Source organism: Streptomyces alanosinicus (assembly GCF_014650595.1).
In the GTDB taxonomy this organism is placed as follows: Bacteria; Actinomycetota; Actinomycetes; order Streptomycetales; family Streptomycetaceae; genus Streptomyces; species Streptomyces alanosinicus.
Genome location: NZ_BMVG01000002.1, coordinates 42,837 through 64,027 on the forward strand (window position 1 = coordinate 42,837; position 21,191 = coordinate 64,027).

28 protein-coding genes and 1 pseudogene are annotated in these 21,191 nt (G+C 70.4%); 11 read left to right on the forward strand and 18 right to left on the reverse strand.

What is annotated here, in order from left to right; translation table 11 throughout:
- Nucleotides 1-169: 169 nt before the first annotated feature.
- The 5 genes from IE277_RS06400 to IE277_RS06420 are packed head-to-tail and all read right to left on the reverse strand — an operon-like array spanning nt 170 to nt 3,891.
- Entirely contained in the window at nt 170-1,297 is a 1,128-nt protein-coding gene (locus tag IE277_RS06400) for a tetratricopeptide repeat protein (RefSeq protein WP_189949349.1), read from the reverse strand.
- Nucleotides 1,294-2,577, reverse strand: a complete 1,284-nt coding sequence (locus IE277_RS06405; RefSeq protein WP_189949351.1) for an ATP-binding protein — start codon at nt 2,575-2,577, stop codon at nt 1,294-1,296. Before IE277_RS06405 ends, IE277_RS06400 begins: the two co-directional genes overlap by 4 nt.
- A gap of 29 nt (nt 2,578-2,606) precedes the next feature.
- A complete protein-coding gene (locus IE277_RS06410; RefSeq protein WP_189949353.1) occupies nt 2,607-3,254 on the reverse strand; it encodes a Uma2 family endonuclease in 648 nt (215 codons plus the stop codon).
- 56 nt (nt 3,255-3,310) lie between these two features.
- Nucleotides 3,311-3,604 (reverse strand): hypothetical protein, encoded by a 294-nt coding sequence (locus IE277_RS06415; protein ID WP_189949355.1) that lies wholly within the window; start codon nt 3,602-3,604, stop codon nt 3,311-3,313.
- Nucleotides 3,601-3,891 carry a hypothetical protein gene (locus IE277_RS06420; protein ID WP_189950187.1) on the reverse strand — a complete coding sequence of 97 codons (291 nt, stop codon included), beginning with the start codon at nt 3,889-3,891 and terminating at the stop codon, nt 3,601-3,603. The genes IE277_RS06415 and IE277_RS06420 overlap by 4 nt, the downstream gene beginning before the upstream one ends.
- 67 nt (nt 3,892-3,958) lie before the next feature.
- Here IE277_RS06420 and IE277_RS06425 point away from each other — a divergent pair, with 67 nt between their 5' ends.
- The 5 genes from IE277_RS06425 (at nt 3,959) to IE277_RS06445 (ending at nt 6,046) form a co-directional block, all read left to right on the forward strand.
- Nucleotides 3,959-4,783: a helix-turn-helix domain-containing protein gene (locus IE277_RS06425; protein WP_229880857.1), complete on the forward strand. Its 825-nt coding sequence runs from the start codon at nt 3,959-3,961 to the stop codon at nt 4,781-4,783.
- On the forward strand, nt 4,780-4,983 hold the full coding sequence (locus IE277_RS06430; RefSeq protein WP_189949358.1) for a DUF397 domain-containing protein: 204 nt from the start codon (nt 4,780-4,782) through the stop codon (nt 4,981-4,983). The genes IE277_RS06425 and IE277_RS06430 overlap by 4 nt, the downstream gene beginning before the upstream one ends.
- Nucleotides 4,980-5,195: a DUF397 domain-containing protein gene (locus IE277_RS06435; RefSeq protein ID WP_189949360.1), complete on the forward strand. Its 216-nt coding sequence runs from the start codon at nt 4,980-4,982 to the stop codon at nt 5,193-5,195. Before IE277_RS06430 ends, IE277_RS06435 begins: the two co-directional genes overlap by 4 nt.
- Nucleotides 5,196-5,342: 147 nt before the next feature.
- Nucleotides 5,343-5,690 (forward strand): DUF6247 family protein, encoded by a 348-nt coding sequence (locus IE277_RS06440; protein ID WP_189949362.1) that lies wholly within the window; start codon nt 5,343-5,345, stop codon nt 5,688-5,690.
- Nucleotides 5,687-6,046 (forward strand): hypothetical protein, encoded by a 360-nt coding sequence (locus IE277_RS06445; RefSeq protein ID WP_189949364.1) that lies wholly within the window; start codon nt 5,687-5,689, stop codon nt 6,044-6,046. Before IE277_RS06440 ends, IE277_RS06445 begins: the two co-directional genes overlap by 4 nt.
- Nucleotides 6,047-6,066: 20 nt before the next feature.
- Here the strand turns inward: IE277_RS06445 and IE277_RS06450 are convergent.
- Nucleotides 6,067-7,026 (reverse strand): annotated as a pseudogene (locus IE277_RS06450) (pectinesterase family protein); the annotation flags it as partial.
- A gap of 264 nt (nt 7,027-7,290) precedes the next feature.
- Nucleotides 7,291-8,157, reverse strand: coding sequence for an NmrA/HSCARG family protein (locus IE277_RS06455; RefSeq protein ID WP_189949367.1), 867 nt, complete (start codon nt 8,155-8,157; stop codon nt 7,291-7,293).
- Between the two features lie 119 nt (nt 8,158-8,276).
- Between IE277_RS06455 and IE277_RS06460 the strand changes: the two genes are divergently transcribed.
- On the forward strand, nt 8,277-8,756 hold the full coding sequence (locus IE277_RS06460) for a MarR family winged helix-turn-helix transcriptional regulator (RefSeq protein WP_189949368.1): 480 nt from the start codon (nt 8,277-8,279) through the stop codon (nt 8,754-8,756).
- A 26-nt stretch (nt 8,757-8,782) separates the two neighbouring features.
- On the opposite strand, the gene IE277_RS06465 is transcribed toward IE277_RS06460, so the two are convergent.
- The 6 genes from IE277_RS06465 to IE277_RS06490 all read right to left on the reverse strand — a co-directional run bounded on the left by IE277_RS06465 (nt 8,783) and on the right by IE277_RS06490 (nt 14,504).
- Nucleotides 8,783-10,258 carry a sensor histidine kinase gene (locus tag IE277_RS06465; protein ID WP_189949369.1) on the reverse strand — a complete coding sequence of 492 codons (1,476 nt, stop codon included), beginning with the start codon at nt 10,256-10,258 and terminating at the stop codon, nt 8,783-8,785.
- Complete coding sequence (locus IE277_RS06470) at nt 10,255-10,989, reverse strand: response regulator transcription factor (protein WP_189949370.1); 735 nt, start codon at nt 10,987-10,989, stop codon at nt 10,255-10,257. Before IE277_RS06470 ends, IE277_RS06465 begins: the two co-directional genes overlap by 4 nt.
- A 150-nt stretch (nt 10,990-11,139) precedes the next feature.
- The gene (locus IE277_RS06475; RefSeq protein WP_189949371.1) at nt 11,140-11,400 is read right to left on the reverse strand and encodes a hypothetical protein; all 261 of its coding nucleotides are present in this window, start codon (nt 11,398-11,400) and stop codon (nt 11,140-11,142) included.
- Between the two features lie 47 nt (nt 11,401-11,447).
- A complete protein-coding gene (locus tag IE277_RS06480; RefSeq protein WP_189949372.1) occupies nt 11,448-12,440 on the reverse strand; it encodes a S1C family serine protease in 993 nt (330 codons plus the stop codon).
- 119 nt (nt 12,441-12,559) lie between these two features.
- Nucleotides 12,560-13,585 carry a LacI family DNA-binding transcriptional regulator gene (locus tag IE277_RS06485; protein ID WP_189949374.1) on the reverse strand — a complete coding sequence of 342 codons (1,026 nt, stop codon included), beginning with the start codon at nt 13,583-13,585 and terminating at the stop codon, nt 12,560-12,562.
- A gap of 109 nt (nt 13,586-13,694) precedes the next feature.
- Nucleotides 13,695-14,504 (reverse strand): winged helix-turn-helix transcriptional regulator, encoded by an 810-nt coding sequence (locus IE277_RS06490; protein WP_189949375.1) that lies wholly within the window; start codon nt 14,502-14,504, stop codon nt 13,695-13,697.
- A 179-nt stretch (nt 14,505-14,683) separates the two neighbouring features.
- Here IE277_RS06490 and IE277_RS06495 point away from each other — a divergent pair, with 179 nt between their 5' ends.
- From IE277_RS06495 to IE277_RS06505, 3 genes are read left to right on the forward strand one after another with little or no spacing between them, the layout of a single operon-like run.
- Nucleotides 14,684-15,535: an alpha/beta hydrolase family protein gene (locus tag IE277_RS06495; protein WP_189949376.1), complete on the forward strand. Its 852-nt coding sequence runs from the start codon at nt 14,684-14,686 to the stop codon at nt 15,533-15,535.
- 57 nt (nt 15,536-15,592) lie between these two features.
- Nucleotides 15,593-15,847: a MoaD/ThiS family protein gene (locus IE277_RS06500; RefSeq protein WP_189949377.1), complete on the forward strand. Its 255-nt coding sequence runs from the start codon at nt 15,593-15,595 to the stop codon at nt 15,845-15,847.
- Between the two features lie 4 nt (nt 15,848-15,851).
- A complete protein-coding gene (locus tag IE277_RS06505; RefSeq protein WP_189949378.1) occupies nt 15,852-17,060 on the forward strand; it encodes a hypothetical protein in 1,209 nt (402 codons plus the stop codon).
- A gap of 200 nt (nt 17,061-17,260) precedes the next feature.
- Here IE277_RS06505 and IE277_RS06510 read toward each other — a convergent pair whose 3' ends face one another.
- From IE277_RS06510 to IE277_RS06520, 4 genes are all read right to left on the reverse strand, one after another.
- Nucleotides 17,261-17,551 carry a DUF1416 domain-containing protein gene (locus IE277_RS06510; protein ID WP_189949379.1) on the reverse strand — a complete coding sequence of 97 codons (291 nt, stop codon included), beginning with the start codon at nt 17,549-17,551 and terminating at the stop codon, nt 17,261-17,263.
- A gap of 33 nt (nt 17,552-17,584) precedes the next feature.
- Nucleotides 17,585-18,424 (reverse strand): sulfurtransferase, encoded by an 840-nt coding sequence (locus tag IE277_RS06515; protein WP_189949380.1) that lies wholly within the window; start codon nt 18,422-18,424, stop codon nt 17,585-17,587.
- Between the two features lie 121 nt (nt 18,425-18,545).
- Complete coding sequence (locus IE277_RS49425) at nt 18,546-18,626, reverse strand: Ms5788A family Cys-rich leader peptide (protein WP_351055874.1); 81 nt, start codon at nt 18,624-18,626, stop codon at nt 18,546-18,548.
- A 223-nt stretch (nt 18,627-18,849) separates the two neighbouring features.
- Nucleotides 18,850-19,587: an LmeA family phospholipid-binding protein gene (locus tag IE277_RS06520; protein ID WP_189949382.1), complete on the reverse strand. Its 738-nt coding sequence runs from the start codon at nt 19,585-19,587 to the stop codon at nt 18,850-18,852.
- 121 nt (nt 19,588-19,708) lie between these two features.
- Here IE277_RS06520 and IE277_RS06525 point away from each other — a divergent pair, with 121 nt between their 5' ends.
- Nucleotides 19,709-19,969, forward strand: coding sequence for a DUF3099 domain-containing protein (locus IE277_RS06525; RefSeq protein WP_189949383.1), 261 nt, complete (start codon nt 19,709-19,711; stop codon nt 19,967-19,969).
- A 38-nt stretch (nt 19,970-20,007) separates the two neighbouring features.
- On the opposite strand, the gene IE277_RS06530 is transcribed toward IE277_RS06525, so the two are convergent.
- A complete protein-coding gene (locus tag IE277_RS06530) occupies nt 20,008-20,370 on the reverse strand; it encodes a DsrE family protein (protein WP_189949385.1) in 363 nt (120 codons plus the stop codon).
- A gap of 236 nt (nt 20,371-20,606) precedes the next feature.
- On the opposite strand from IE277_RS06530, the gene IE277_RS06535 reads away from it, so the two are divergent.
- Nucleotides 20,607-21,182: a heme-binding beta-barrel domain-containing protein gene (locus tag IE277_RS06535; protein WP_189949387.1), complete on the forward strand. Its 576-nt coding sequence runs from the start codon at nt 20,607-20,609 to the stop codon at nt 21,180-21,182.
- The last annotated feature ends 9 nt before the right edge of the window (nt 21,183-21,191 follow it).

Below are 21,191 nucleotides of genomic sequence, written 5' to 3' on the forward strand. Positions count from 1 at the left end.
GAGGGTACGGCAGCCGCCCCGTAAAACCTATGTGAATGGCGCCGCGCTCTTTAATCGAGGTCTCACCGGAATTCGCTTTTTCTGGAGGAAACGTCCATTGGCTTCCACGAGATTGTCCCGGTCGGCCACAAGTAATTCCGCCATAAAAGCAAGCCGGGTATAAATAAAGTCAGTCGGTCTTCTTCCGGTCGAACCAGATCGTGGCGAGGGTCGGCACCAGCCCCGCCCAGAAGACGATCCGCGGCACCGTCCGGTCGGACCACGGCACCTGACTGATCACCACGGCGCACAGCATGGCCCAGGCGGTCTGGCCGAGGACGATCCGCGGCCAGCGGCGCCGCCGGACCAGGGAACGGAGGTTGTAGCGGACGCCCGTGCGCAGCCGGCGGTAGCGAAGCAGCGCGCCCACGGCCCACAGGGCGGCGACGGGGACGAAGTACCAGAGCCGCTGCCCGAGGGAGACGGGCAGCGCACGCGGCACGACCCCGTCCTTGGTCCACAGGTCGAGCATGGCGGCGGCGAAGGCGAGACAGAGCAGGGCGATCCAGCGCACCCCGCGCAGCAGCCGGTACGAGGCCTGGTCCAGGCCCTGCCGAAGGGGCGCGGAGTCCGGCGTGGCGGCGAGGGCGTCGGCGTAGAGGGCGGCGGCCTCGGCGGCCTTGACGCCGGGGGCGCCTGCGGCCGCCTGCGTCTGCCGGGCCAGGGCATCGGAATGGCCGGGGTCCAGCCGGAGGATGATCCGGTCCATCTCGGCGGTGCGGGCGCGGTCGCCGGCGAGCTCGGCGATCAGCCAGCGCACCTCGTAGGGGTAGACCTCCTCGGGAGCCAGCCGGACGGCGGTCAGCGCCAGTTGATCGGACTCCTGGAGGAAGGAGTCCATGGCCTCCCGTGTGACCTCGCCGCCGTTGGCCTTGACGAACCGTATGACCCGTATGCGGTACAGCCAGTCGCCGAGCAGCGCGTACCCGTACCAGTACTCGGGGGCGAGCCGGATGACCTCGCGCAGGACGTCCTCGGTCTCCAGGAAGCGGCCGCCCACGGCCTGCAGCGCGTGGGCACGCTGGATGAGCGCCCCGATGTGCTCGGGAGCGAACGCCAGCGCCTGCTCGGCCGCCGCCAGCGCCTGGTCCGCCTCGCCCTCCGTGCGCAGATGGCAGCGGGCGAGCCGGACCAGGGCGTCGGCATCCTCCGGGACCTCCGCGAGCCGCTGCCCGAGGACTTTCTTGGCCTCGTCGTAGCGCCGCAGTTCGTACAGTGCGTCGGCCCGCTCCAGGGCGGGGTGCGGTGTGGTGCTCACAGCTTGCGGCGCTTCTTCAGATAGGCGATGAGGTCGTCGTACATGCCGCCCTCGTTGGCGAACATCGCGACGTTGCGGGCGGACGCGAACCAGGGCTCGCTGGACGGCAGGACCTCCTTGGCGGCGGCCAGCAGGTCCTTCATGCCGATCATCCGTACGGTCCCGGTCCGGGCGGAGTCGAGCAGCGCCCGCTCGGCGGCGGCCTCGCACACATGGGCCAGGTCGGCCCCGGAGAGCCCGTCGGTGGCCTTGGCGAGCTTGCCCAGGTCGATGCTCTCGATGGGCCGGTCCCGCAGGTGGTAGCGGAGGATCGCCTCGCGGGCCGGGGCGTCGGGCGGCAGCACGAGCAGGGTGCGGTCCAGCCGTCCCGGCCGGCGCAGCGCGTTGTCGACGTCCCAGGGCACATTGGTGGCGGCGAGCACGAAGACCCCGTCGTTGGCGCCCGAGTCGATCCCGTCCAGCTCGGTCAGCAGCTGATTGACGGTGTTGCGCAGCCCGCCGTGCAGGGTGCGGCTGCGCTTGGCGCCCAGGGCGTCCAGCTCGTCGAGGAAGACGACGCAGGGCGCCTGCCGGCGCGCGGTCTGGAAGATCTCGTGCATGTTGCGCTCGGAGTTGCCGGTCCACATGTCGAGCACGTCGCTGACCGACACGGACAGGAAGGACGCGCCGAGTTCCCCGGCGACGGCCCGCGCGATGAAGGTCTTCCCGCATCCGGGCGGCCCGTACAGCAGCAGCCCGCCGCGCAGGCTCTTGCCGTACAGCCTCTGCAGCTCGGGATTGCGCAGCGGCGCGAGGAAGGCGGCCTCCAGCCGGTCCTTCACCTCCTGCATCCCCCCGACGTCGGCGAGCCGCAGCGCCTCGGGCCGCTCGACGTCCCATGCCTCGGCGTCCCCGGGATCGTCCTGCCCGTCCGCCCGCGTCGGCGTCCCCGGCTCCTCGACGAACCGCGGCGGTACGACGTCACCGACCTGCTCTTCGGCGGCCTGCCAGTCGAAACCGGGGCGCTGCGCGGCCGGGGCGGGCTGCGAGGCCGCGGGGATCTCCGGTGAAGGTGCGACGGGGCTCGGCTGCTGGGGCATTCCCATGGCCCGGGCCATGAGCTGCCGCGCCTGCGCGTCACCCGGCGCGTGCTGCAGGGCGACGGCCGCCTCGGTGACCGCGGCCTCCGCCTGGCCCTCGGTCAGGAGGAGTTCGGCCAGATGCAGTCGTAGCGGCACATCGGCGGGCGCGGCCGCGACGGCCGTACGCAGGCTCTGGATCAGAGGAGAGTCTTCCGGCATGGCCCCCACCCTACGGAGCCGCTGTGCACCTACTTCCGCTTGGGCCCGGTCACGGCCTCACCGATGACGAATCCCTTGGCGGGGCCTTCGGGGATGGTCACCTCGGTGCCATAGGGGACGCGGTGGATGTCCTCCCAGTCGGCCTTGTCGGGCCGCGGACCGGTGAAGAGGGTGACGGCGCCCTGACCGTCGTAGTCGTCGATGACGACGTGGACGGGAATGCCGGCGCGGGCGTACTCGCGGCGCTTGCGGACGCGGTCGCGTTCGAGGTTGCGCGTGCCCGGTGAAGTGACTTCGAAGACGACCCGTGCGCTCGCGGCTGTCAGGCCGACGCCGTCATCCGTCACGTAGCGCTCGGGGTCTCTGGCGACGACGAGAAGGTCCGGCACCCATGCTCGGTGTTCATGAACGATGTTCGTGTCCTGCCGGGCGGCATAGTCCCCACCCTTCAGGAAATCTCCCAGTGCCTCCTTGAGGAGGAAGATGGTCTGGCTGTGTGAGTAGCGGCCGGTGGGCGACACCTCGATGGCTCCCTCGATGATCTCGGCGCGGTAGCCCTCGGGGAGTTCCATGGCCTTCCATGCCTGCCACAGGACCTCGTCCAGGTCGGGTCCGTTCAGGGGTTCAGCGGGAGCCTCGGACATGGTCTTGGGCCTCTCATGTGCGAGAGCGGTCAAGGTGGCACCTCCTCCTCAAGTGTGGGCTGGGTCGGGCAGCGACACAAGCAACGCGATCACGGTGCGCGGCGGTGCGGGGGCACGCGGGCGCCTCTGCTGCAGGCGATGCGGAGTACCTCCGCCAGCGACTCCGACGCCCTGGTCAGTGCGAAGCGCACCGCGCGTTCTCCCGCCGCCTGGTCCGCGAGTACGGCCCTCGCGCCGGCGAGTACCTGTTCCCCCGAGTCGAGCTGCGCGGCTTCCACGTCGTCGGCGAGGAGGGAGAGCCGGCTGTGGCCGCTGTCGGTGCTGAGGTAGCAGGGTTTGCCCTCCGGGGTGCTCCACGGCAGGAGGCGGAGTCCGTCGCTCACGCGAACACCTCCACTTCGCGGAGGTACGGGCGGACGAGGGGGGTGTCGTACCAGAAGAGGTGCGCTTCGGCGTCGTGTCGGTGGACGGCGCATGTGGTCAACGACGGCTCCGGATCCGGCAGTTGGATTAAGTCCGCGCGGCGGCGGCCACGGGCGGGGAGCAGGGTCCGGATGAGGAGGAGCAGTAGCGGTTCGATGAGTCCTGCGGTACGTGCGCGCACGTCGACGCTCCAAGGGAGGCACGGGGGTTGACGAGCGGTGATTACCGTTCGTGCCTCGATCGTCACAGCCCTTGCGTACGCTGCGGAAGAGGTTCGGTGTTGTCTGGGGCGCCAGGCAACGGGGAGGGGTGACGTGGCCGAAGACGTTGACGGGGAACGGGAGTCGGGGCGCGCTGTGCTGGGGCGAACGCTGAAGTTCCTCCGGGAGAAGGCGGGGAAGTCGCTGGGGCAACTGGCCGATGACACCGGGTACGACAAGAGTTATCTGAGTCGGCTGGAGTCCGGTGACCGGCTGTCCAAGGTGACCGTGATGGAGGACCTGGACGGGTACTACGGGGCCGGTGACCTGCTGGTTCGGCATTGGCGTGCGGCTCGGCTGGACGCGTTCAAGGACCAGTACAAGGAGTACATGGGACTTGAGGCGACGGCGCGGATCATGTGGCTGTTCTCGCCGGGGATTCCCGGGCTTCTGCAGACCGAGGAATTCGCTCGTGGGGTGTTGTCTGGGGCTCAGACAACAGCTGATGGTGACGAGGTCGTCGAGGAGCAAGTGGCGGCACGGCTCGGGCGGCAGTACCTCCTGCGGCAGAAGCCTGAGCCCGAAGTCCGCATTGTCATGGACGAGTTCGCGCTTCGGCGTCCTGCTGCTCGGGGCAAGGCCTGGCGTGACCAGCTGCTCCATCTTGAGACGGCTGCGTTGTGGCCCAACGTGACGCTGCAAGTACTGCCGTTCTCGGCGGGAGCGCACCACCATATGACCGGGTCGCTGACGCTGCTCTGGCAGAGGGACGGAAGTGCCGTTGCCTACAAGGAAGGCAACGGTTGCAGCCGGTTGATCGAAGATCCGGACGAAGTACTGCGACAACGACTGTCCTACGATCGGCTCCGCGACCTGGCGCAGTCCCCGTCGGACTCGCGCACGTTCATCAGGGACGTAGTGGAGGAGCACAGATCATGACGCGCACCCCCGATCTCAGCACCGCCCTGTGGCGTAAGTCCAGCTACAGCGAAGGGGGAGCGAACGACTGCGTCGAGGTCGCCGACGGCTACCCCGGCATCATCCCGGTCCGCGACAGCAAGGTCCCCTCCGCCCACCCGCTGATCTTCTCGGCGGTTTCCTGGGACGCCTTTCTGCGCGACGTGAAGGAGACGGCGTGACCTTCGCCCCCGGCACCGCCACCTGGCGCAAGTCGAGTTACAGCGACGGGGGAGCCAATAACTGCGTCGAGGTCGCCGACGGCTACCCCGGCGTCATCCCCGTCCGCGACAGCAAGACCCCCGCATCCCGCCCGCTGGTCCTCTCGACCGCCTCCTGGGCCGGGTTCGTGGAAGGGATCAAGGGTGGGAGAGGCGTGCGCACGTTCGGGTGACGCAGGTCGGAAGCCCTGACCGCTGGGCTGCACCGCCTCCATGGTTGTTCTCCGGGCCGCATGGACGGCCGGGGCACGAACGACTCATGAGAAAGGTGCCAGGCGGTTATGGTCGTAGACACGACGCGTCGAAGGAGGACAGCGAGCATGAGTGCCCACGCTGCGGAGCCCGAGCCGATCATCCCTCCCATGCCCGAGCGGACCCCTAAGGCGCTGCGCAGGGCCATCGCCCAGCACACGCCCACGCTCCTCCCCGACTTCGACAAGCACTGGAAGCGGGCGATCGCCGACACGTACGACGCGGGCCCCGTGCCGGCGTTCGTGGCCCGCTGGTGGGTCGAGTACGCGATTGCGCGTGATCCCAAGCTTGACGCTCACCTTTGCGACCTGGAGCACCGCGCTGCGGAGTCCACCGACATTGCCGAGGCCAAGGCTCTCCTCGAAGAAGCGTCGACGATTCGTTACAGGGCGCTGAGGACGGAGCCCGGCGAGTGACCAACGAGTTCATGGGGCCGCCTTGGCAGATGGACTGGCGGCTCGATGCCCTCGCCAGTCGTAATGCGTTGCCTGAACGCGTGCAGAAGATCGTGGACGAGGCCCGTACTGAGCTGGTCACAGGGAAGGACCCGTACTTCCGAGGCATCGAAACCGATGCACAGTTGCCTGATGGCATGTGGATCGAGCCAGCACAGTCCAGTCGGCCAAAGGGGCCTCGCGTCCTCTACTTCGATCGTGGGAATGGCTGGCTTACCTACTCCTTCGTGCCGCGCGCGGAAGACCCCCAGATCACCGTGGAACAGATTTTCTGGCAGGGATCCGAACCGGCTGGGGAACCTCCAGCGGAGGAGTAGGCACCGAGCTGGGCGACGTTTCAGGACGCGCTCGGCGTCCAGTCGCCCAGCCAGTCCGTGACTTCCTGCTGGTCCGCCTGGGCGGGGGTCAGTTGGGGGTGATCGCTGCTTGCCCCGCCCGCGCCCGGGCCGGTGTTCTGGTACTCGGCGAAGCGGTCGTTCTTCCAGGAGAAGCCGCCCATGTCCGACCACGGGGCGGTCCTGATCGCGGCGCTGAGGGTGGTGTTGCGGACCGTGGTCTGCGGGTCGAGGGTGGCGTCGCCGCCCGCGTGCCAGGGGCGGCCGAGGTAGAAGCTGCGGGACGAGACGTCGCCGTTCACCGTGGAGTTGGTGATGAGGATGCCCTTGCGGTTCGCGGCGGTCGACGGGGCCGTGACGAAGCCGGCGGACGTGCCGTCCCAGCGCTTCTTCAGCGTGATGACGGAGTGGTCGACGACCGCCGTCGCCCGCCCGAAGATGAAGTCGACGTTGCCGATGACGTAGGAGTGCGTCATATAGACCCGGCCCGGCTTCTCCTTCGCCGCGGTGTCCACCAGCAGCGTGTCCTGGTCGCCGCTGACGATGACCGAGTCGAGGAACTCCTTGTCCCCGCCGGTGCGCAGGGCGACCGCCTGCTGGGCGATGTCCTGATGGGCGCGCTCGTCGAAGTCGTTGGAGATGGTCAGGTCGCGGGCCTGGAAGTCGTCCGCGTCGACGGCGACGGTCGCGCTGCCGCCGGTGCCGTACGTCCCGGAACCGTCGGGCTTCCTCGTGCCCGACGCGTTGTCGTAGACGATCACCGTGTCGTTACGGCTCGTCCCCGTGCCCTGGATGGTGATGTGCGGCTTGTTCGCGGGGACCTTCACCGTCTCCCGGTACGTGCCGGGCTTGATGGAAATCACCACCCTGGCCCGGTTGCCGACCGGGACCGCGTCCACGGCGGCCTGCACGGTCCGGTACCGGCCGGAGCCGTCCCGGGCGACGGTGAGCGTGGTGGTGGCCCAGGACGGTACGGCGGGGGTGACGGTGGCGGCGGACGCGCGCTGCTGGGTGTCCGCGCCGAAGAGGCCGTAGGCGAGGGAGCCGGTGGCGGCGAGCGCGAGTGGCAGTCCGTAGGCGAGTGCCGTGCGGTTTCTGCGGTGGCGGGGCGGCTCGGCGGGGCTGCGGTGCTCACTCATGCGGGAGATGCCTTTCCTGCGGGGGGTGACTGCCGAGCTGTCGTCACCGCGGGGCGGAAAGGTTGCCGCTCGTCTCCCGGGTCCCGCTCAGTCCGCCAGCAGCGCGGGCCAGTCCTGGTCGGTCGCCCAGTCCGTGAAGCTCGTCCAGCCGACCTCCGGGTAGGCGCGGCGCAGGGCGGCGGTGTCGACGTCGAGGCCGGTCGTGGTGAAGTAGGCGAACATGGCCGCCAGGTCCTCGGAGTGGGTGCGGACGTGGTCGAGGGCGACCTCGTGGTGGGTGATCGGGCGGCCCGTGGCGGTGGTGAGGGCGGCCGCGATCTCCGTCGAGGTGCGGGCGTCGGAGGCGATGTCGATACGGCGGCCCGTGAATTCCTCCCGGCGGTCGAAGGTCAGCGCCGCGAAGGCGCCGATGTCGGCCGCGGGGATCAGGGTGAGGGGCTGGTCTGCGGGCATGGGCCAGCCGAAGGTGCCCTCGCGCAGTCCGTCCAGGGTCCAGCCGTCGGCGAAGTTGTCCATGAACGCGGCCGGGGCGATCACCGTCCAGGGCAGGTCGGATGCGCACAGGTGCCGCTCGATCTCGGCCTTGCTCTCGTAGTGCGGGATGCCGGTGCCGCGGTCGGCGTGGGCGGCGGAGGTGAGGACAACGTGCCCGAGGCGGGCGGCCGCGGCGGCGTCGACGAGGGTCCGGCCCTGGCGGACCTCGGTCGCCGTGTCGGTGCCGAAGGGGGTGGTGACCGCGAAGAGCGCGTCCGCGCCGGCGAGGGCGGCGTCGAGCGAGGCGCGGTCGTCGAAGTCGGCGTGGCGGATCTCGGCGCCGAGGGCGCGCAGTGCGGCGGCGGCCGCCGAGTCCGGGTGGCGGGTCAGGGCGCGGACGTGGTGGCCGGCGGCCCACAGGGCGCGGGCGGTGGCTCCGCCCTGGGCGCCGGTGGCGCCGGTGACGGCGATGGTGAGCATGGATGTCCCCCGGTGGGTGCATAGAATCAGTGATGGCTGTGCGGCGCATTAACTGCGTCACGCAGGAGACGGTAGCGCGATTTTCGCTGCGTTGCGCAGTGATTTTTGGAGACGAGTCCATGACCGACCCGGACCGGGCCCGGCTGTACGAGGAGCTGGCGACGGAGTCGCGCCGCTACCACGCGGCGTTCGTGCTGTTCAACCAGGCCGTCGCCGACCACCTCGGCCTGCACCCGACCGACGTACAGGCCCTGAGTCTGCTGACCGTCGAGCCCGAGCCGCTCACGGTCCGGCAGATCGCCGACCTGACCGGACTCACCACGGGCTCGGCCACCCGGCTGGTGGACCGGCTCGAACGCGCCGGCTACGCGACCCGTACGCCGGATGCGCGCGACCGCCGCCGGGTGCTGGTCACCCCGGTGCCGGAGCGCGTCGCCCGCGTCACCGCGGTGTGGGACGAGCTGGGCCGCACCTGGGAGACGCTGCTGGACGACCACAGCGAGGACGAGCTGAGGGCGATCACCCGCCATATGCGGCGCGCGAACGAGCTGAGCCGCACCCAGATCGAGCGGCTGCGCTCCCTGCCCAAGCCGGACTGAACCGGCGCGGCCCGCTCAGCCTGCGCTCAGCCGGCCGGCATCTCGGCGGCCGTCCCCGCTGCCTCCGGCGGCGGTGTCGGCGCGCCCGGCAGCCGTACGGTCGCCACCGTGCCGCCGCCGTCCGCGGGGGCCAGGGTGACCTGGCCGCCGGCCTGCTGGACCGTGCGGGCCACGATGGACAGGCCGAGGCCGGAGCCGGGCAGGGCGCGGGCGCTGGGGGAGCGCCAGAAGCGGTCGAAGACGTGCGGGAGTTCGTCCTCGGGGACGCCGGGCCCGTGGTCGCGGACGGTCAGCACACCCTTGGCGAGCCGCACCTCGACCGTGCCGCTGCCGGGGCTGAACTTCACCGCGTTGTCGAGGATGTTGACGACCGCCCGCTCCAGCGCGGAGGGCTCCGCCCGCACGTACCAGGGCTCCAGGTCCGCCGTGATCGTCAGCTCCGGGCCGCGCAGCCGGGCGCGGCGCAGGGCCGCCTCGACCGTGTCCTGGAAGGAGACCACCTGGACGCGTTCGCCGCGCTGGCCCTCCGAGCGGGACAGCTCCTGCAGATCGCCGATCAGCGAGGACAGCTCGGTCATCTGGGCCTTCACCGAGGCCAGCAGCGCCTTGCGGTCCCCCGGCGGGAGCGGCCGGCCCGTCTCCTCGCTGCGGGTGAGGAGCTCGATGTTGGTGCGCAGCGACGTCAGGGGCGTACGCAGTTCATGGCCGGCGTCGGCGATCAGCTGCTGCTGGAGATCGCGGGAGCCGGCCAGGGCGGTGGTCATCGAGTTGAAGGAGCGGGACAGCCGGGCGATCTCGTCCTCGCTGTCGTCCTCCACGGGGATCCGGACGGCCAGGTCCTCGGTCCGCGCCACATGCTCCACGGCCTCGGTCAGCTTGTCGACGGGACGCAGCCCCGCACGGGCGACGGCGAGACCGGCGGCGCCGGCGCCGACGACTCCCACGCCGGAGACCAGGAGGAGGACGAGGGCCAGGTCGTTGAGGGTGCTCTGGGTGCCCTTGAGGGGAACGGCCGTGACGAGACCGACGTTGGGACCGGGCTGGCCGGTGACACGGGAGGCGGTGGCCCCCATGGGGTGGGTGAGCACCCGCATCTCGTTGCCGTCGGTGTCGGTGCCGTTGCGGTAGTAGAGATTGTTGACGTTCCCCCTCCTGATCACGTCCTCGTCGTGCTGGGTGACCTTGACCTTCCCGGAGGAGCCGTCGAAGAGACAGATCTTGCCGTTCTCGGTGACCACCTGGCCGTATCTGTTCTGGAAGAGGGGGTTGCGCTGGGGCGTCTCGACGCAGTTGGCCAGGGCGTCGTCGACCTGACCGATCTGCGCGGGGCCCCGCAGGGACTTCTCCAGATCGGCGTCGACCTGCGCGTACAGCTTCTCCTGCACGATGAACCAGGCCGTGACCGAGACCGCCGCCACCGCGAACGCCACCGCCGCGGCGACCAGCATCGCCAGCCGGGCCCGGATGGGCAGCGCGTGGTAGCGCCGTACCAGCCTGCTCACTCGGCGCCGCCCTGCCGCAGGACGTACCCCACGCCCCGCACCGTGTGCACGATGCGCGGCTCGCCGCCGGCCTCGGTCTTGCGGCGCAGGTACATGACGTAGACGTCCAGGGAGTTCGAGCTCGGCTCGAAGTCGAAGCCCCAGACCGCCTTCAGGATCTGCTCACGGGTGAGGACCTGGCGCGGGTGCGCCATGAACATCTCCAGCAGGGTGAACTCCGTGCGGGTCAGCTCGACCTGCCGGCCGCCCCGGGTGACCTCGCGCGTCGCGAGGTCCATGCGCAGGTCGGCGAAGGTCAGCGCCTCGTCCTCCTGGGCCTCGGCCGACACCGTGGCCGCGTAGGTGCTGCGGCGCAGCAGCGCGCGGATCCGGGCGAACAGCTCGTCCAGTTCGAAGGGCTTGACCAGGTAGTCGTCGGCGCCCGCATCCAGCCCGGTCACCCGGTCGCCGACCGTGTCCCGGGCGGTGAGCATGAGGATCGGGATGGTGTCGCCGGCGCCGCGGATACGGCGGGCCGCCGTCAGACCGTCCATCCGGGGCATCTGGATGTCCAGGACGACCAGGTCGGGCTGGTAGGCGGTGGCCTTCTCCAGCGCGTCCGCGCCGTCGACGGCCACCTCCGTGTCGTACCCCTCGAACGCGAGGCTGCGCTGCAGCGCCTCGCGTACGGCCGGCTCGTCGTCGACGATCAGGATGCGCTGGGGGTCACGGTCGCCTTCGGCGGGACTCATCGCTCGCGGATTCCTCGGGGTGCGGTGGGTGGGAGGGAAGTCGGGTGCGGTGGGTGGGAGGGAAGTCGGGTGCGGTGGGTGGGAGGGAAGGAGGAACGGGGTGCCTCTCAGCCTGCCATGACCGGCGGGTCCGCAGAGGCACCGTCGGGGTCAGGCCCGGATCGCGGTCAGGCGGTTCAGCGGCACCTTGCGGCGGTGGGTGCGCAGGGGGCCGGTGCGCAGGCCCATCAGCTCGGGGAACGTGGGCACGGCCACTTCGGGCGCGCGCGGGGCCGGCTCGGCCGCGCGGGCGGCCGGCTCGGGCTCGCGGGGGGCCGGGATGGGGGCGTGCAGATCCCGGGAGACCGAGAGGGCCAGGATGACGTCGGCGGGACCGCGGAGGACGATCTGGTGCGAAACCTTGGTGATCATGACGTACTCCCTGCTGGACGTGCCCCCCGCTGACTGGAGGTGAAGCGTTAGCTCTTGTTGCCCGCCCGCAGCTTGGCCAGGTCGGACTTGACGGTGTTGACGGGGATCGCGAAGCCGAGGCCGATGCTGCCCGCGTCCGAGGACGACGAGGCCTGCTGACTCGACGAGTACATCGCGGAGTTGATGCCGACCACATTGCCGCCGGCGTCGATCAGCGCGCCCCCGGAGTTGCCGGGGTTGAGGGACGCGTCGGTCTGGATCGCCTTGTACGTCGTCGTCGACGAACCCGTGTCGCCGTTGAACTGGCGGCCGCCGAACTGGAACGGCCAGTTGCCGTCGCCGCCCTGGCCCTGCCCCTGGCTCTCCTCGGTGGAGACGGTCACGTCCCGGTTGAGGGCGGAGACGATACCGCTGGTGACGGTGCCGGTCAGGCCCTCGGGGGAGCCGATCGCGACGACCGAGTCACCGACCTGGACGTTCGAGGAGTTGCCGAGGGAGGCGGGCTTCAGACCGGAGGCGCCCCGCAGCTTGATGAGGGCGAGATCCTTGGAGCTGTCGGTGCCGACGACCTCGGCGGTGTAGCTCTTGCCGTCGCTGGTGCGCACCTTGACGGACTGCGCGCCGGAGACGACGTGGTTGTTGGTGACGATCTCGCCGCCCGAGGTGATGATCACGCCGGAGCCGGTGGACGAGCCGCTGCTGAGCGTCGCCTGGATCTCGACCACGCTCGGGCTGACCGCGGCCGCGATCGCGGCGACGTCGCCCTTCTTGCCGGCCGGCACCACGTTGGTGCTCGTCCCGGCGGAGGCGACCGTGTCCTTGCCGGTCAGCTCCTGGAAGGCGTACGCCGTGCCGCCGCCGACCGCCGCCGCGACGAGCGCGACGGCCGCGAGGAGGGCGACCGGACTCCGGCCCCGCCCGCGCTTGTGGGCTGCGGGGTCCGTGGCCGGCCGGTACGGCGGCGGGGGCGGCCACTCGGGGTGCACGGGAGCGGAGTAGCTGTGCTGCTGCTGGGGGTATCCACCCTGGCTCTCGGTCATGACATATAGCCTCCCCGCTGACCATGAGAGCTTCCTGAGTGCTCGCTGAGAAGCCCGGCAGAACCTCGTTTGCCCGATATGAAGACGGACCCGGGACGATGGAGACGGATCCGGGACGCTCAGCTCAGGCAGCCGCAGGACGTGCGCACCACCAGCCGGGACGGGAACGTCTTCAGCCGCTCCCGCCGCGACCCCGCCACCCGCAGCCCGTCGTCCAGCACCAGGTCGACCGCCGCCCGGGCCATCGCCGAGCGGTCCGAGGCGACCGTGGTCAGCGGCGGATCGGCGAGCGCCGCCTCCTTGATGTCGTCGAACCCGGCCACCGCCAGCTGCTCCGGCACATCGAGGCGCAGCTCGCGCGCGGCCCGCAGCAGGCCGATCGCCTGGTCGTCGGTGGAGCAGAAGATCGCCGGCGGACGATGGGGCCCGGACAGGACGTCCAGGGCGACGCGATAGGCGTCGTAGCGGTTGTACGGCGCTTCGAACAGCCGGCCCTCGGTGGACAGCCCCGCCTCGTCCATGGCCCGCTTCCAGCCCTCGACGTGGTCGGAGACCGGGTCGCCGACGGCGGGTGTGTCCGCCGTACCGCCCATACAGGCGACGTACTCGTAGCCGTGCTCCAGCAGATGGCGGACGGCGAGCTGGGCGCCGCCGAGGTCGTCCGTGACCACGGCGACGTCGTCGATGGCCTCGGGCCGCTCGTGCAGCAGCACCACCCGGGCGTCCCAGGCGTCGATCTCGGCGGCGGCCAGGTCGTTCAGGGCGTGCGAGACGAGGATCAGCCCGGAGACGCGCATGCCGAGGAAGGCGCGCAGATAGTGGACCTCACGCTCACCGATGTAGTCGGTGTTGCCGACCAGGACCATCTTTCCGCGCTCGGAGGCGGCCTGTTCGACCGCGTGCGCCATCTCGCCGAAGAACGGCTGACGGGCGTCCGGGATGATCAGGCCTATGAGGTCGGTGCGGCGCGAGGCCATCGCTTGGGCGACCCGGTCGGGGCGATACCCCAGTTCCTTGATCGCCGCGAGGACACGCTCGCGCGTGGCCGGGGCGACCGGCCGGGGTCCGTTGTTGATGACATAACTGACGACGGCGGTGGAGGTCCCAGCCAGCCGTGCCACATCATCCCGAGTCACCTTGGCCACGCGCGGAGTCTACGCGGATGGACCCACTCTGGGCAGGGCGTATCAATGCTTGGATGTGCGGGAGCAATGCCCCGCCCGAGTGCGTTCCATGCATGCGTCCCCGCACGCGCTAGACGTCGGCGTGGATCTCCGAGCCGTCCCGGACGGCGGACGCGTCCGCATCTTCCGTCTTTGCCCGGTCCGTCGTGGCCTTGGCCGGCCCGGCGGAGCGGTCGGCCTTCTCGCCCGAGCGGTCGGACCGGTCGCCCTTCTCGGGCGTAACGAATCGATAACCGACGTTACGGACGGTGCCGATCAGCGACTCGTGCTCCGGGCCGAGCTTGGCGCGCAGCCGCCGTACGTGCACGTCCACCGTCCGGGTGCCGCCGAAGTAGTCGTAGCCCCACACCTCCTGCAGCAGCTGGGCGCGGGTGAAGACCCGGCCCGGGTGCTGGGCGAGGTACTTGAGCAGCTCGAACTCCTTGAAGGTGAGGTCGAGGACCCGCCCCTTGAGCTTCGCGCTGTATGTCGCCTCGTCCACCGAGAGATCGCCGTTGCGGATCTCCATCGGGGAGTCGTCGCCCACGATCTGCTGGCGTCCCATGGCCAGCCGCAGCCGGGCCTCCACCTCCGCGGGTCCCGCGGTGTCGAGGAGTACGTCGTCGATGCCCCAGTCGGCGGTGACGGCGGCGAGGCCGCCCTCGGTGACGACGAGGACCAGCGGACAGCCGGGGCCGGTGGAGCGCAGCAGCTGGCACAGGCTGCGCACCTGCGGCAGATCACGGCGGCCGTCGACGAGGATCACGTCGGCGCCCGGGGTGTCGACCAGGGCGGGGCCTTCCGCGGGAGCCACGCGCACGTTGTGCAGCAGCAGGCCGAGTGCGGGCAGGACCTCCGTCGACGGCTGGAGGGCGTTGGTCAGGAGCAGCAGAGAACTCATACGTCTGGTTCCTCCTCGGTCCCTGCGAGCCTGTGCGGACGGGCACTGCTCTGCGATCCCGAAGGCCCCGTACACCCGCGGTCACCGGAGGTTTCCCGCTTCGTATACAACGCTTCCGAAAGCACAAAAGGACCCGGGGGCTGCGCTGCCCGAGTCCTCTGCCCAGCAGAATAGCCCACATGAGCAACGGTCCGGCAGGTCATGTGGCACGTTCCACCGTTCGTCCGAATCCCGAGACAGGCAGACAGGCCCCTATCCGGACGTTTCTGCGCACCGCCGACGGGGTTCCGGTCGATTCCGTATACGACCCGGGCGCCTTCGTATACGAAACGCCGCCGGACGCTCCCCGTTCCGCCATCCGTGGCCTGGTGTTCGTCGTCGCCCACGGCTTCACCGGGGACGTGGACCGTCCGCACGTACGAAGGGTGGCGGGCGTCCTGGCCCGTTACGGCGCGGTCGTCACCTTCTCCTTCCGCGGGCACGGGCGCTCTGGGGGCCGGTCCACGGTCGGCGACAAGGAGGTCCTGGACCTCGCCGCCGCCGTCGAGTGGGCCCGTGGCCTCGGGCACGCGCGCGTGGTGACCGTCGGCTTCTCGATGGGCGGCTCGGTGGTCCTGCGGCACGCGGCCCTGCACCCGGCCACGACCGACGCGGTGGTCTCGGTCAGCGCGCCCGCCCGCTGGTACTACCGGGGCACGCCTCCGATGCGCCGGGTGCACTGGCTGGTCACCCGCCCCGCGGGCCGGCTGGTCGGCCGCTACGGCCTGCGCACCCGGATCCATGACCGCGACTGGGACCCGGTGCCGCTGTCGCCGGTCGAGGCCGTCCCGCGGATCGCTCCGGTCCCGCTCCTCATCGTCCACGGCGACCGCGACGGCTATTTCCCCCTCGACCATCCCCGGATGCTCGCCGAAGCGGCCGGTGACCACGGAGAGCTGTGGACGGAGCCGGGCATGGGTCATGCGGAGCACGCGGCGGACGACGCGCTGCTCGCCCGGATCGCGGACTGGGCTGTGGCCCGGGCGGGCTAGCCTGACACCATCTGTTCTCTGTCTTTGAATGTCCCCAGCCGTCGATTGAGGAACGAGATGCCCAAGGTCACGGTGCGCTACTGGGCCGCCGCGAAGGCCGCGTCCGGCGTCGCCGAGGAGCCGTACGACGCGGCCACGCTCGCCGACGCGCTGGCCGCCGTACGCGAGCGACACCCCGGTGAACTCACGCGCGTGCTGCAGCGATGCTCCTTCCTCGTCGACGGTGACCCCGTCGGGACCCGCGCGCATGAGACGGTACGGCTGGCCGAGGGCGGCACGGTCGAGGTGCTCCCGCCGTTCGCAGGAGGGTGAGGCGATGACCGACCAGCCGTATCAGGGCGGTCAGCCCTATCAGGGCGGCCCGTACGAGGGCTACGACCCCTATCAGCAGCAGTGGCCCCAGCAGGACCCGTACGCCGGCCAGGGGCAGCAGCAGCCGGGCTACGACCCCCAGCACACCCAGCACTGGCAGGGGCAGACCTGGGACTCGCAGACGCACGCGTCACTGCAGATGCCGGCGCCGGCGGAGGAGACGGCGTATCTGCCGCCGCAGCAGTTCGAGGGCGGCTACCAGCAGCAGCCGTACGCGGGCCCTTACGCGTCCGCTCCCCAGCCGCACCCGCAGCCCCAGCCGCACCTTCAGCAGCAGCAGCCGCAGCCGCAGCCCGGCCCGGCGGCGGCCCCGGCCCCCGCGCCGGAGGCCGCAGCGGATCCGGAGTCCGAGTCCGAACCGGCCTACGGCCCCGCCACGCTCGCCGGCAACGCCCGGATCACGGACGCCCAGCGGGCCCGGCTGGAGGGCCGTTCGCCGATCATCGAGCCTGGTATGCAGCCGGCGCTGCTGACCGCGCTGCTCGGCCTGATGCTCGCCGCGACGGCCTCGGTCGCCTCGTACGCGCTCGTCGCTCCGCTGGTGGTGCTCCAGGCGGTGACGGCCGCGGGCTGGTTCCGGCTGAACGGCATGTGGCCGGCCCGGCAGGGCATCGCGCTGGCCTTCCTGGGCGGGCTGGCCGCCGACGCGGCCGTGCTGGCCGCGGGCCGCGACAACGCGCCCGCCGCGATCCTCGGCCCGCTCGGTGTCTGGGTCCTGCTCTCCCTGGTGCTCCAGCTGCGCTCGCACGCCTCACCGGACGAGCGGATGTACGGCCTGATGGCGACGGTCGTCTCGGCGGCGCTGTCGGTCCTCGCCGCCGGATATCTCGGCGCCGAACCGCACGCGGTGTCCGTGGGCGCGGCGGCGGTGGCGGTGGCGCTCGTGGCGAAGGCGCTGCCCCTGCCGGGGCCGGCCTCGATCGCGGTGTCCCTGCTGGCCGCGGCCGGCGCGGGGATCGCGGTGGGCGACATGACGGGGATGGGCCCGAGGGGCGCCGCGCTGGGCGCGGCGGCGGCCGTCTGCGCCCTCATCGGCCACCGGGTCGCCGCCTACGACTACCCCTCCCGCTTCGTCCACTTCACCGCCGGCGTCGCCCTGCCCTTGTCCGCGGCCGCCCCGGCGGTGTGGGTCCTGGGCCGGGCCCTGGGCTAGGGCCTGTCCGGCGGATCAGGTCGCCGGAAAGTGACGGTGCCTCATCGGCGCACCGACCCCCGCGTCCGCGACAGGATCCGCCGGCCGGGCCCTAGGCACCTGCACGGCGGCAAACCGAAGGGCCGTACCCCCACCGGTGTCCAACCCCGGGGGTACGGCCCTTCGGTCCGTCACTGCCGCACCGCTGAGCCCGCGCGGGCTCAGACCGCGATCGCGACCTCGGCGAGTGCGCCCTTCTCCGCCACGACGACCGTGCGGTCGGCGGAGCCGCCCGGCACCAGCGCCCGGAGGGTCCACGTGCCCTCGGCCGCGTAGAACCGGAACTGACCGGTCGCCGAGGTGGGCACCTCGGCGGTGAACTCGCCGGTCGAGTCGAGCAGACGGACGTAGCCCGTCACCGGCTCGCCGTCGCGGGTCACCTGCCCCTGGATCGTGGTCTCACCGGGCTTGATCGCCGAGGCGTCCGGGCCGCCGGCCTTCGCTCCGCACATGCTGTTCTCCTGAAGCCTGAAGAAGGGGGTGTCTTACTTGCCGGCGCCGAGCTCGATCGGCACGCCGACCAGGGAGCCGTACTCGGTCCAGGAACCGTCGTAGTTCTTGACGTTCTGCACACCGAGCAGCTCGTGCAGCACGAACCAGGTCAGGGCCGAGCGCTCACCGATGCGGCAGTAGGCGATCGTGTCCTTGGCGAGGTCCACGTTCTCCTGGGCGTACAGCTCCTTCAGGTCGTCGTCCGACTTGAAGGTGCCGTCGTCGTTGGCGTTCTTCGACCACGGGATGTTCTTCGCGCTCGGCACGTGGCCCGGGCGCTGCGACTGCTCCTGCGGCAGGTGCGCCGGGGCGAGCAGCTTGCCGGAGAACTCGTCGGGCGAGCGCACGTCGACCAGGTTCTGCGAGCCGATCGCGGCGACGACGTCGTCACGGAAGGCGCGGATGGCGGTGTTCTGCGGCTTGGCCTTGTAGGTGGTCTCGGCGCGCTCCGGGACCTCCTCGACCAGCTCGCGGGCGTCCAGCTCCCACTTCTTGCGGCCACCGTCGAGAAGCTTGACGCTGTCGTGGCCGTAGAGCTTGAAGTACCAGTAGGCGTACGACGCGAACCAGTTGTTGTTGCCGCCGTAGAGGATCACCAGGGTGTCGTTGGCGATGCCCTTCGCCGACAGCAGCTTCTCGAAGCCGGCCTGGTCGATGAAGTCGCGGCGGACCGGGTCCTGCAGGTCCTTGGTCCAGTCGATACGGATCGCGTTCCTGATGTGGTTCTTCTCGTAGGCGGACGTGTCCTCGTCCACCTCCACGATCGCGATGTTCGGGTTGTCCAGGTTGTCCTGGACCCAGTCGGCGTCGACGAGGACGTCGCTGCGGCTCATGCTCTTTCTCCTCCGGGGCAGTTGCGGCGGGGCGTGCGAAGTAGAGAAGCGTGCGCGCGGACGGCGCACGGGTGCCCTTCCAGCAGGGCAGCGGGGAAATGCGGAAGTCGGGGACTTTCGCTCAGAAGGGGCGACAGAGCATGGCGGCAACGCGGCACAGGTCCACTGCCCGCCGCTTCGTGAGATCCGCCTGTCGCCTCATGGGCTCGATCGTAGGGACGTCCGGGCGGGCGTGTCACCGGTGTGTCACATGACGAGACACGATCGTCCGTATACCGGGATGAGAAAAGCGCCCGGCGGCCCTCGCATGGCCTGCCGGACGCTTGTGCGGGTCGGGATATCTACGCTACGGACGACACCGTCTCGCCAGTCGGACGAAGGTCGTCCAGCGTGCCACTTCCAGCCCGTCGCCCCGCTCTACCCCGTTACCCCGCCAGCTTGACGTCGGAACCCTTCACGGAGATCTGGACGCCGTCCGGCGCGGCCTGCACCTTGTCCAGCTTGACGCCGCCGGGCAGCTGGTCGACGGCCTGCTGGAAGTCGGTGATCTCACGGATGCGGTTCTCGGCGATCGCGGCGGCGCCGAGCCGGGGCAGCGTGTCGGCGTGCACCTGCACCCGGTCGTGCTCGACGGTCACCGAGCTGAGCACCGGCACCGTCTGCTTGATCCCCAGGGCCGAGATCGTGCCCTCCACCATGACCTTGATCTTGCCGTGGCCGCCGTCGGAGAGACCGACGATCCGCGCGGTGATCCCCGGGGCGACCTCGGTCGGTTGGGCCTTGGCCGTCTTCAGCAGCTCGGCGTAGGAGATCGTCGCGGTGCCGGTGGCGCTGTCCGCGGTGGCCGAGCTGTAGTCCCCGGAGAAGGAGACGCCCTTCATGTCGGCCTCCAGATCGTCGATCCGGATCGTCTTGCCGGCGGTCCCGGTGGCGGCGTCGTAGCCCTTGATCCCGACCTCGACGTCGTCGAGCGAGCCGCCCGCGAGCTGGGTGAGGAACGGGAACCCCTTGATGTTCACATCCGGCGTCGAGGCCAGGTTCTCCGTCGACTTCAGCTTGTCGGCGGCCTGGCCCTCGGCGACGTACACGGCGATGCGGTCCGCGGCCACGAACAGCCCGCCCAGGACCACGACGACGATCAGGACTATTCGCAGGGCGCGCATGTGGTGTTTCCCCCCGGAGCGGCAAAAGGTGTACGGCTACGCCACGGTAACCCTGCCGGGCGGGCCCGGGCGGAGATTGTGGATCACTTGTGACAGGGGCCCGCGGTCCTACCCTGTACGTATGTACGCGCGGCGGCGCCACATCTACTTCGCCATGATGGGGACCTGTATCGGTCTGTTCGTCCTGGCCTGGGGAGTCGTGCGCATCTGGTCCGTTCCCGCGGCCGTCGGCATGTGCGTCGTCGCCATGGTCATCCCGCCGGTCGCCGCGATGATCGCGAACCGGCGTGGTCCCGAGGACCGCTGGTGGGACGACCCGTCCGGCGACCCCCAGTCGGACGAGTGGTGGGACGAACTCGACGGCAAGAAACGCAGGCCCTAGGACAAGAAACGCAGGGCCCAGTACAAGAAACGCAAGGCCTAGTAGACGAGGGCCTGGGCGTCGTCCGCCAGGGCCTCCTGTACGAAGACCTGCGCGCCCGCGATCCGTACGCCCTCGATGAGGTCCTTCTCGGTGATCTCGCGCCGGGCCGCGCACTGGGTGCACAGGGTGATGCGGCCCGCGGCGAGGATCGACTCGATCAGATCCGGCAGCGGGGCGGCGTGCGGCAACTCGAACTCGGCGGCCCGCCCCGGCAGCGCGAACCAGGACGACTCCCCGGTCAGCCACAGCGACACCTCGACCCCGCTGGCCACGGCCACCGCCGCCACGGTGAACGCCTGCGAGCAGCGCTCGGGCGCATCGGCCCCGGCCGTCACCTTGATCACGAGCTTCTTCGCCATGCCGGAAGGGTAGCCCCAGCCGGACGGCGCACCTCGCCAAGAGGCCTCGCTCCCGGCCGCGTAAGCTGGGCCCCGGCTCTGTCGTATGCCCACCCTCGCTCAAGGAGCACCCGTGGAGACGTTCTTCGAAACCCTGCTGGTCCTGGTCTGCGTCGGCGTGCTCGCCTTCGCCGGTCTGACCGTGAAGAAGCTGTACCAGGGCCAGCGCTGACCCAATTGTTTAGGAAAGCTTCCTCATGATCGAGATCCCGTCCGACCTCCACAAGGACCTGGTTCCGCTGGCCTTCCTGCTCGGCAACTGGGCCGGTGCCGGCGTCCATGACTTCCCCGGCTCCGAGAAGTGCAACTTCGGCCAGGAGGTCAGTTTCACCCACGACGGCCGGGACTTCCTGGAGTACCACTCGCACACCTGGGTGCTGGACAAGGACGGCAACAAGGTCCGCCCGCTGGAGTCGGAGTCCGGTTACTGGCGGATCGACGCCGACCGCAAGGTCGAGGTGACGATGACCCGCGACGACGGTGTCATCGAGATCTGGTACGGCGAGATGGCCGAGAAGAAGCCGCAGATCGACCTGGCCACGGACGCCGTCGCCCGGATCGCCGGCTCGCAGCCGTACAGCGGTGGCAAGCGGCTCTACGGCTACGTCAAGAGCGACCTGATGTGGGTCGGCGAGAAGCAGACCCCGGACGTCGAGCTGCGGCCCTATATGTCGGCGCAGCTGAAGAAGGTCGTCACCCCGGAGGACGTCGAGCGCTGGGCCAAGGCCCTGCCCGACGACATGCCCGACGACGGCATCGCCTTCTTCAAGTAGGCCTCAGGC